We start from the raw sequence: 9,645 nt of genomic DNA on the forward strand, positions 1-9,645 counted from the left end.
CGCCTCGGCTCTTAGCCAGGCCGACAGCCGTTCCGCATAGGCATCGAGCTTGCTCGGCCGCTCCGGAACTTTGAAACGTGGCTCGATCTCGTCGGATCGCAGATATTTGCGGATCGTGTTCCGCGATAACCCTGTGCGCCGTGCGATCTCCCGGATCGAGAGATCGTCCCGCAAACGCCAGCGCCGGATAACGCTCAGTAACGCCATGTCTATCACTCCAGTTTCCCCTGCAATCAGCCAGCAGGGGTGGGTTCAAACATGGGTCACTTCTCAATGGAAAAACTACCTAATCCAGGGTCAGCTCCTGGCGGAAATCAACAGGCAGGCTTTCAAGTGGTTTCGCAAGCACCGGAACGCCAAACGCCAGGTGCTCATCTTCGTGCATGGCTACAACAATACCTATGCGGCCGCAGTCTTCCGTTTCGCCCAGATCGTTCACGACTCGGGCACCGATGCGGCACCAATTCTATTCGCCTGGCCGTCGCGGGCGCGCGTTGTCGACTATCTCTATGACAAGGAGAGCGCCAACTACTCGCGCCGGGCCCTGGAGGATTTGATCCTCCAGGCGACCGGGAGCCCGGATGTGGATGACGTGACCATCCTCGCGCATTCGATGGGGACCTGGCTCGCCGCCGAGGCTTTGCGCGGCGTTGCCATGCGCGAAAAGTCGGTTCCGGCAAAGGTCAAGAACGTTGTCCTGGCATCACCGGACATCGATATCGACGTGTTTCGCCGCCAGTTTATCGAAATGGGTCCCAAGCGGCCGCATTTCGCGATCTTGACGTCGACGCGGGACAAGGCCCTCGAGGTTTCGCGCTGGCTCTCGGGCGGAGTTGACCGGGTCGGAGGATCCGACCTCAGACCCTATGCCGCCATGCTCGATAAACTTGGCGTCTCTGTCATCGACACGAGCGCCATCGCGTCGAACGATCCGCTTGGCCACAATACCTTCGCCGACCGGCCCGAGATCGTGCGTCTGCTCGGGCGGCGTCTGGCCGGGCAATCGCTCTCGGGAAGCGAGCCTACATTCGCTCACCGTGTAGGGGCGGCGGCAGCCGGGTTTGCAGGGTCGGCGGCGCGCGTCGCCGTCGTACGCGACGTGTTGAAGCGCGAGGTTTCACCTGGGAACGGGGAAATTGTCGACGGGCAGATCTCGTACTGAGGTCAGGCGCGCTGCGCGGCCCATTTCGGCGCAGCCCAAGAAGGACAGAACGGTTGATGCAATGCCCAATTCGAAATGTTGGCGAACGCCGATGGCCGCGACCGCCGCAGCATGTGACGCCCGCCTCGGCTGGCCGATACCCGCGGTCGTCGATCACTCAACGCATAAGAAATCCCTGGAGCCGATATGAACATTGATCCGGCCTTTCTCAGTCCTGTCTTCGCGCTGCTGGGAGCGCTGCTTGGTGCCGGCGCTTCGCTGGTGGCGGCAATTTACACGCATCGCGGCCAACATCAACTGCAGCGTATCACCGAGGAAATCACAAAGCGGGAGCGGGTCTACGTCGACTTCGTGATGTACGCGTCGAATCTGCTTCTGCGCGCCTACACGCGGGACGACATCGAACTCAGCGGCGATGAACAACATCTGATCGGACTTATCAACCGAATGCGGTTCTTTGCATCATCCGATGTCGTCGCCGCGGCGGAGGCCGCACTCAGGGCCATACTCGAGATTTCCCTGAAACCGAGAGTGGAGCTTCGGCAACTCGCCACGGAAGCGCTGAACAAAAGTCTGGATCCCGATCCCCTCCTGGCATTCAGCCTGGTCTGCAGCGCGGACCTGGCGAGCTTGCGTCGATCCATGGCGTGACCCCAACGCCTCCGGCCGAAAGACAGTCACCTTATCAAGAGCAATCAAGCTGCCGTCCCTCTATCGGAAGACGGCGAAGGAATTCGCAATGCAGGAATACGATCTCGCGGACCATAATCCGGTATCGAAACATGCCCAGCAGAGGGGGCGACCGCCCTTCGAACGCATTGCGCTGCTGCTGCAGGGCGGCGGTGCCCTGGGCGCATATCAGGCAGGCGTCTACCAAGGCCTGGCCGAGGCCGGTCTTCATCCCGACTGGACTGCCGGGATTTCCATCGGCGCGATCAACGCCGCCCTCATTGCGGGCAATCGGCCTGAGGACCGGGTCGCGAAGCTCCGGCAGTTCTGGGAACTCGTCACATCAACCGATCCACACTGGCAGTTTCCGAATGCCTTGGCGCAATTTGACCCCTCAAGGGGCGACGTCGTCCGCGCTTTGTCCAACCAGTGGAGCGCAGCACAAGCCTTGTGCCTGGGCGCGGCGGGCTTTTTCGTGCCCCGCCTGCCGGCACCCTGGCTTTGGCCGCATGGTACCACCGAAGCCACCAGTTACTACGACACGCGGCAGCTCAAGGCGACGCTTGAACGACTGGTTGACTTCGACCGGATCAATGGCGGAGCCATGCGTTTCAGCGTGGGCGCGGTCGATGTGCGCACCGGCAACCTCGTCTACTTCGATAGCACAACCCAAACGATCCGTCCCGAACATGTGATGGCGAGCGGAGCTCTGCCGCCCGGTTTTCCGGCAGTCGAAATTGACGGGGAGCATTACTGGGACGGCGGCCTGGTCTCCAACACGCCCCTCAGCTGGGTGGTTGATAGCCTGCCGCACCGCGACACACTCGCGTTCCAGGTCGATCTTTGGTCAGCCCGAGGCGAGTTGCCGCGCAAGATGGCGCAGATTCAAATGCGCCAGAAGGATATTCAGTATTCGAGCCGCACCCGGGCCGAGTTGAGCCGCTTCCGCGAAATCCAATCCCTGCGCGGTGCCCTTTCGCGCCTGATTGGGAAACTGCCGGCAGAACTGGCGGCAGCCCCTGAAGTTGACATCTTGCGCCCCGCTACCGAGCCGAAGGCCTGGAATCTTGTTCAGCTCGGCTACCGCCCGAAGAGATACGAGGACGACACGAAAGACTACGAGTTTTCGCGACGGAGCATGGAAGATCACTGGCAGGCGGGACACCACGACACGATCCGCACACTGCGCCATCCCGAGGTGCTCGAGCTCCCCCGCAACCCCGACGGCGTCTTCACCTTCGATATCGCCGAGCAGGGGCGCGGATAACCCGTCCACCAACCCGTCAAATAGTTGAAACATGGAGCCCATGATGAATGAAGCTGCCGTGCGCGAGCGCGCTTTCTCAATGCCGCTCACCAGCCCCGCATATCCGCCAGGTCCCTATCGGTTCTGTCAGCGCGAATATCTCGTCATCACCTACCGCACCGATCCCGAGAGATTGCGCGAGCTTGTACCGGGGCCTCTCGAAGTGATCGAACCACTCGTCAAGTACGAATTCATCCGCATGCCGGATTCGAGTGGATTTGGCGACTATACTGAAAGCGGCCAGGTAATTCCCGTCTCGTTCAACGGAAAACACGGCAGCTATACCCACAGCATGTTCCTCAACGACGAAGCGCCGATTGCCGCCGGACGGGAGCTTTGGGGCTTTCCTAAAAAGCTCGCGCAGCCAACACTTCGCACCGAGACCGACACACTCGTCGGTACTCTCGACTACGGGCCGGTACGGGTTGCCACAGGCACCATGGGTTACAAGCACAAAGCCGCCGATGGGGCGGCGGTGCTGGCCTCGCTTTCCGAGCCCAACTTCCTGCTCAAGATCATTCCACATGTCGACGGCAGTCCGCGCATTTGCGAACTGGTTGAATACCGTCTCGAGGACATCGACCTCCAAGGTGCATGGACGGGACCCGGTGCGCTCGATCTCCACGCGCATGCCTTGGCACCCGTCGCCGACCTCCCGGTGCTCGAGGTGGTCTCGACCACGCACTTCATCGCCGACCTCACCCTCGGCCTCGGCAAGGTCGTTCACGACTATCTTCGCTGAATTCCCACAACACAGGAGACTAATCATGCTTCTTGAAAACAAGGTTGCCATTATCACCGGTGCGGCGAGCGGCATCGGTATGGAAATCGCGACACTCTTCGTGCGCGAAGGCGCGCGTGTGACAATCGCTGACCAAGACCAGGAGCGCGCGAATGCGGTGGCCAACGATCTCGGCGGAAATGAACACGCCATTGGGATTGCCGTCGATGTAACCAACGAAGCCGCCGTCGAGGCCTGCGTCGCTAACACTGTCGCCGCCTTTGGCAAGGTCGACATCCTCGTTTCGAACGCCGGCATCCAGACCGTGGCCCCGCTCCACGAGTTTGAGTTCGATCGATGGAAACAGCTTCTTGCCGTTCATCTGGACGGTGCCTTTCTCACGACGCGCGCCTGTTTGCGCGAGATGTACAGGTACGGCCGTGGAGGGAGCATCATATATATGGGCTCGGTGCATTCCAAGGAGGCATCGGTGTTGAAAGGCCCCTATGTCACGGCCAAGCACGGCCTTATGGGACTAGCCAAAGTCGTCGCCAAGGAGGGCGCTGCACACGGTGTCCGCGCCAACGTGATCTGTCCGGGCTTTGTGCGCACGCCGCTCGTCGACAAGCAAATCCCGGAGCAGGCCAAGAAGCTCGGGCTCTCCGAGCAGGAGGTCGTCCGGGATGTCATGCTCAAGGAGACGGTCGACGGCGAGTTCACCACTGTAGACGATGTAGCGCAGACCACCCTTTTCCTGGCCGCTTTTCGTACAAACGCACTAACGGGACAATCAATCGTCGTCAGTCACGGCTGGGGCATGCAATAATGGGCTGCAGCTTCCTTCGGACCAAGCGGAGATGGTCCTAAAATGTGCCGTCTACACCTGTGAGTTCTCGCTGAAGTGCGACTTCACAGCCAGGGCAGGGTAGCCGCTTGATCGAATAGCATCCCACAGCTTTTTCCTGAACACTTCTGCAGGGGTTCTGAAGCCGAGGCATTTGCGCGGCGTCGAGTTGAGATGCGCGCAGACGTTCTTCAGGTCACGGTCCTCGATCGACAGTGGATCCATGTCTCTCGAAAGCCATCGCCTGGCGCGCCGGTTGGTGTTTTCGACCGTGCCTTTCTGCCACGGCGCCTGCGGCTCGCAGAACCAGGTCTGGACGCCGAGACCGGCTTGAAGATACGGCCAGTCCGTAAATTCGGTGCCGCGGTCGAAGGTGATCGAGCGGCGCGCCGCATGGGGCAGGGAGCCCAGTACATCGATCAAGCCGTCCATTATTGGCCTGGACTGCCGGTCGTGCCCTGCGTCTCCTGCCGACACGCAAGTCGGCTGTTAAGGATCCGGCAGACCGATCCCCTCAAGAAAAGGATGCCAAGAGTCTCTCCCCAATTCCTCAAGCCGAACGACTGACGTCGGAAGCGGAGCCGGCGCCCCAACGACTACATCCATGGGATCACGTCCGCCGTCGTTTTGAGCGGGCGACAGTGGGACCGGCCGACGAGTCAATGAATAAAGGGCGGTCGAATAATGAAAATTGGTCGGCAGATCACTTTAAATTGGACGGAAGACACGTTAAGGATGGACGCATGGTCAGTTCGACATCGCCGCGCCAAATCATTGACCGGAAAATCCGACCGCTCGTCGAGACGGCGCTCGCCGACACTCGCGTCGTTCTCATCGCTGGCCCGCGACAGGCAGGAAAAACGACTCTCGCCAAGCAACTCTCCGAAATTGGTCGGCCTTACATCACCCTGGACGATGCCGGCGCATTGAGCGCGGCCCGCGCCGATCCCGTCGGTTTCGTCAGAGGGATCGAACGGGCTGTGATTGACGAAATCCAGCGTGCGCCCGAGCTGATGCTCGCGATAAAGGAGAGTGTCGATCGCGACGATACACCGGGCAGATTCCTTCTAACTGGCTCCGCCAACATCGCCACGGCACCCACCATTGCCGATTCCCTTGCCGGCAGGATGGCGACGATCTCCTTACTGCCGTTCGCCCAATCGGAAATCCAATCAACACCAGGCCGTCTTCTGGACCGCCTGTTCGCCGGTGAGGAACCCGCAGTAGGTGGGACTGTGGTATTCGGCCACGACCTAATCGATCTCGTCCTGCAGGGCGGCTATCCAGAGGCTCTGCGCAGATCGACCCCGGCGCGCCGCACCGCGTGGCTCGAAGACTACGTGGGCCAGATCCTTGATCGAGACGTTCGTGATATTGCCAACATAGACCAAATCAATCGATTGCCTCGTCTGCTGAACGTCCTCGCCGAACATGCCGGGCAGTTGGTCAACCATTCCAGTTTCGGCGCGGCTCTCGGCCTGTCGAGCGTGACGGCGCAGAAATACGTCGCAATCCTCGAGCGGCTGTTCCTAGTGAGGACCGTGGCGCCGTGGTCCAGCAATCGATTGAGCCGTCTCATCAAGACACCGAAACTGCACTTTCTCGACAGCGGGCTCCTAGCCGCATTGCGCCAGGACGAGGCTGAGGTTCTCAACATGGATCGGACGCGGTTCGGGGCTTTGCTTGAGAGCTTTGTCGTCTCGGAACTTTTCAAGTTGGCGTCGTGGACAAAGCGTAGGGTCTCTTTCTCGCACTACCGGACCAAGGACCAGGACGAGGTCGACGTCGTGATTGAGGACCGCCGGGGCAGGATTATCGGCATCGAGGTGAAGGCATCCGCAACCGTGCGGCCGCACGATTTTCGTGGGCTTCGCCAGCTACAAGAGGCTGCTGGAGATCGCTTTGTGCGGGGTCTGGTGCTGCACGATCATGACCGCGTTACGCCATTCGGCGAGAAATTGCAGGCTGCGCCTCTGTCGGTTCTTTGGTCCATGTAAGTCGCATGAGCCAGTCCGGAACACTTGTCCATCGCCCGGAAGCCGGCTCTTCGCGGTAGAACATACCAAACATTCCCGCCACCCCGCGAAATGTCGGGGAGCGTGGCAGCGCATAAGCGGAAGCGACATTTCTTCTGTGGTTGCCGCCCATTATGCAAGGAGCTTCCGACCTATGAACGTGTGATCGAGTGCGGTCTTCTGTCAGGCCTTTGAATGCGGCACTTCCAAAAGCCGCTGGCCGGTATGGAAATCAGCGGATCGAGTCCAAATCTACTTTCCGAGCTTGCGAACTCCACAAATGTCCCCGGTTTTCCCTATCCGGATCGGTTCGATCGTGCGTCCATTCAGGTCGTCAACTTCTCACACCTCCCTACCGGCGTTGGTCGTCTGCGGTCAGCATCAGATCATGCTGCCACGGCCAACGTCGGATCACGAAAATCTTCCTGTTTCGTCAGCATCGCCCAGATCTTGCGAGCCATCTTGTTCGCCAGTGCGATCGCCACCAGCATCCGCGGTTTCCTGGCAAGCATCCGGGCCAGCCACGACCCCTGCATAGGCGGGCGGCGGCTGGCCCAGCTCACGCGAGCCATCGCGCCGATGATCAGCAGCCTGCGGATATCAGCCTGACCAGCCTTCGACACCCGGCCGAGCCTTTCCTTGCCGCCGGACGAGAACTGCCGCGGGACGAGCCCGAGCCAAGCCGCAAAGTCCCGCCCGCACTTGAAGCTCCCCATCGCCGGCGCAAATGCCTCTACTGCAAGAGCCTGTTTTCCGGATCGCGCTGCCGGCATCGATTGACCCGGAGACTGAGGCATCTCCAAAGCCAGTTCGAATGCAGCGATGAAAGAGAAATAACATCCGGCCAACTTGGAGTCCGCCGCAGTCCCTGACTGGCTGAAAGTGACTAGACCTCTCGGCCGCGCCGCTGCAGGATGGGTTGCCCGCAGAACGTCGCCCGAACACACGTTTGCGCGTCGCTGCAGTCAAGACTATTCCAATCTTCCTCCTTCCCCCGTTCTATCCATGTTAGATTTAAGCCTCGCCGGGTCCGCCGTTCCGGGACAACGGGCACGGCCCGAGTCGCATTTGAACTGGAGACAATTATGTCAAACTACAGGGCGACAGGAGCAAAACGGCACCATTCGATCAGGGCGTAGTGGCTGCTCGCACTGGCGTTGGGCGAGATGCAAACCCTTTCGAGGCAAAGTCTCGAGACTACAGCGATTGGAACGCTGGCTACGAAGCTTTCAAAGACGCCGATGAAGCCGTCGAACCTAAGAATACCTAAGCTTGGGTGCTCTTACTATCCGTTGGCCAGGCGAGACAATGAAACCGCCCGATCGCGTCGCCGATAGGACGGCCGATCAGCGTGGAGGTAGCAGCAAATCCAAGAATTTCGTCATCGCATGATCAGGGAAGAACTAGCGATGCCTCCCTCTGCAACACATGCGGGCGGCATCTCCGCGGTTCAGCCAACGCGGTTACGATGCCTTCCTCAGCGCGCGCGCCAAGCGCCGAATTCTGAGTGCCCTGTTGACTTCACCGCCGAAGATAAGGACGAGCGCGGCTAGATAAATGAAATAAATCGCGGCAATCACCCCAGCCAACCCGGCGTAGTAGCTCGCATAGTTGGCAAAACGGGCAAGGTACATCGAAAATGCGCTCGCGAGGGCCATCCAGGCACCAACAGTGAGCAGCACGCCAGGCCACATGTTGGAAAACCGGATCCAGCGTGCCGGAAGAAAAGTGTGTGCACCGAACAGGGTGGCAGTGAGAATTGCACCTGCCGCCGGATAACGCACCGCGTCAAGAGTGAACAAGGTCGGACTGAAGCCGGGCAGGAATCTCTCTGCAAATGTGCCGGCGACTGGGGCAAGCACCAACAAATAGCCGACCACCACGAATACTATCGCGGCTCCGATCACAACGAATACCTGCAAGGCATAGATTGCAGGCGTTGAGCGCTGATCGCGGATATCGTATGCGCGATTGAGTCCCACCCGCACACTATCGACGCCGCCCACGGCAAACCAGATCGTCAGCAAGACACCGGCGCTTGCAACATCCCCGCGTTTCACAGTCAAAACGGCGCGAACCTCGGCAACCACGGTGTCTACCAGCGGCGCAGGCACTATCGCTATCAAAAAGTCGATGAGCCGATCAGCAATTTCCGGATCGCCAATGAACGCCGTCAATGAACTGGCAAAAATGAGGAACGGAAACATCGCCAGAACAGCGCGAAAAGCTATGTTGCCCGCAAGCGACAAAGCCTCGTCATCCCAAAGTCGCAGCATGGCCTCACGCAGAACGGCAAATGCCGCACGCCAGCCGCTGCCGATCAGCAAATCTGCCGGCTGCTCGCTCAGGATCCCGTGGTAGAGGTGATCGCCTGGCTTCCTGTTCGAGGTTTTCGCCGCTCGACGGGCTGCTCCGGGTGGTCGGTCCGACATTGGTTTCGCCATACGGTATACAGATATGGCCGCAACTCCTTTCGACCATACAATACTAGATGACGAGCCGCCTTCAGCGACCCGGTCTGCGCAGGGCGGACCCCGGAACCGACACGCAGCAGCTTGTGGGTTGTTGCGACAGTGGCCCCGGGAACGTCTCCTTCGAGACCCATCTTCACGCCACGATGAGCTCGCTCGTCGAAAGCGAACAGGACATCAAGGATGGCGTCGCTGCCGCACGCATCGTTGCGCTTCTCGCAAAGGAGCCTGCACTCAGGGCGGCTTGGCTGATGGCATGTAGCCAGGCGGATGCCGAGTTGACCCGGATCATTGCCGCGCGCCTCGAACGAGAGGAAGAGGTCCGGGCGCGGTTGCGCTGGTGGCGCATGTTCCTCAATCTTCTCAATATCAAGGCCAGAAAAGGGTGCACGCCAATGGAGGTTGTGAAGATCCTCTATCCAGACTTCGCGCCTCTGTCGGACACCGAAATAACCCT

The 9,645-nt window shown here is 59.9% G+C and carries 8 protein-coding genes and 3 pseudogenes; 7 read left to right on the plus strand and 4 right to left on the minus strand.

Annotated features, from left to right (window positions below; translation table 11 throughout):
- Positions 1–207: helix-turn-helix domain-containing protein (locus F3H98_RS30320; protein WP_149764665.1), on the minus strand; the 207-nt coding region annotated here is incomplete at its 3' end.
- Between F3H98_RS30320 and F3H98_RS30325 the strand changes: the two genes are divergently transcribed.
- From F3H98_RS30325 to F3H98_RS30345, 5 genes are all read left to right on the plus strand, one after another.
- A complete protein-coding gene (locus tag F3H98_RS30325) occupies positions 134–1,162 on the plus strand; it encodes an alpha/beta hydrolase (RefSeq protein ID WP_244622017.1) in 1,029 nt (342 codons plus the stop codon). The two genes, F3H98_RS30320 and F3H98_RS30325, sit on opposite strands and share 74 nt — an antisense overlap.
- A gap of 186 nt (positions 1,163–1,348) precedes the next feature.
- Positions 1,349–1,813 (plus strand): hypothetical protein, encoded by a 465-nt coding sequence (locus F3H98_RS30330; protein ID WP_149764652.1) that lies wholly within the window; start codon positions 1,349–1,351, stop codon positions 1,811–1,813.
- Positions 1,814–1,901: 88 nt separating this feature from the next.
- Positions 1,902–3,098 carry a patatin-like phospholipase family protein gene (locus F3H98_RS30335; protein WP_149764654.1) on the plus strand — a complete coding sequence of 399 codons (1,197 nt, stop codon included), beginning with the start codon at positions 1,902–1,904 and terminating at the stop codon, positions 3,096–3,098.
- Positions 3,099–3,141: 43 nt separating this feature from the next.
- On the plus strand, positions 3,142–3,879 hold the full coding sequence (locus F3H98_RS30340; RefSeq protein WP_149764657.1) for an acetoacetate decarboxylase: 738 nt from the start codon (positions 3,142–3,144) through the stop codon (positions 3,877–3,879).
- 25 nt (positions 3,880–3,904) lie between these two features.
- Positions 3,905–4,684 (plus strand): 3-hydroxybutyrate dehydrogenase, encoded by a 780-nt coding sequence (locus tag F3H98_RS30345; RefSeq protein ID WP_149764659.1) that lies wholly within the window; start codon positions 3,905–3,907, stop codon positions 4,682–4,684.
- A 51-nt stretch (positions 4,685–4,735) separates the two neighbouring features.
- On the opposite strand, the pseudogene F3H98_RS30350 reads toward F3H98_RS30345, so the two are convergent.
- Positions 4,736–5,155: pseudogene (locus F3H98_RS30350) on the minus strand (IS30 family transposase); the annotation flags it as partial.
- 290 nt (positions 5,156–5,445) lie between these two features.
- Between F3H98_RS30350 and F3H98_RS30355 the strand changes: the two are divergent.
- Complete coding sequence (locus tag F3H98_RS30355; protein ID WP_149764661.1) at positions 5,446–6,699, plus strand: ATP-binding protein; 1,254 nt, start codon at positions 5,446–5,448, stop codon at positions 6,697–6,699.
- A gap of 404 nt (positions 6,700–7,103) precedes the next feature.
- On the opposite strand, the pseudogene F3H98_RS30360 reads toward F3H98_RS30355, so the two are convergent.
- Positions 7,104–7,463 (minus strand): annotated as a pseudogene (locus F3H98_RS30360) (transposase); the annotation flags it as partial.
- A gap of 717 nt (positions 7,464–8,180) precedes the next feature.
- On the minus strand, positions 8,181–9,149 hold the full coding sequence (locus F3H98_RS30365) for a YihY/virulence factor BrkB family protein (RefSeq protein WP_149764663.1): 969 nt from the start codon (positions 9,147–9,149) through the stop codon (positions 8,181–8,183).
- A 185-nt stretch (positions 9,150–9,334) separates the two neighbouring features.
- On the opposite strand from F3H98_RS30365, the pseudogene F3H98_RS30370 reads away from it, so the two are divergent.
- Positions 9,335–9,645: pseudogene (locus F3H98_RS30370) on the plus strand (hypothetical protein); the annotation flags it as partial.

This window comes from Neomesorhizobium albiziae, assembly GCF_900114255.1.
GTDB lineage: Bacteria > Pseudomonadota > Alphaproteobacteria > Rhizobiales > Rhizobiaceae > Neomesorhizobium > Neomesorhizobium albiziae.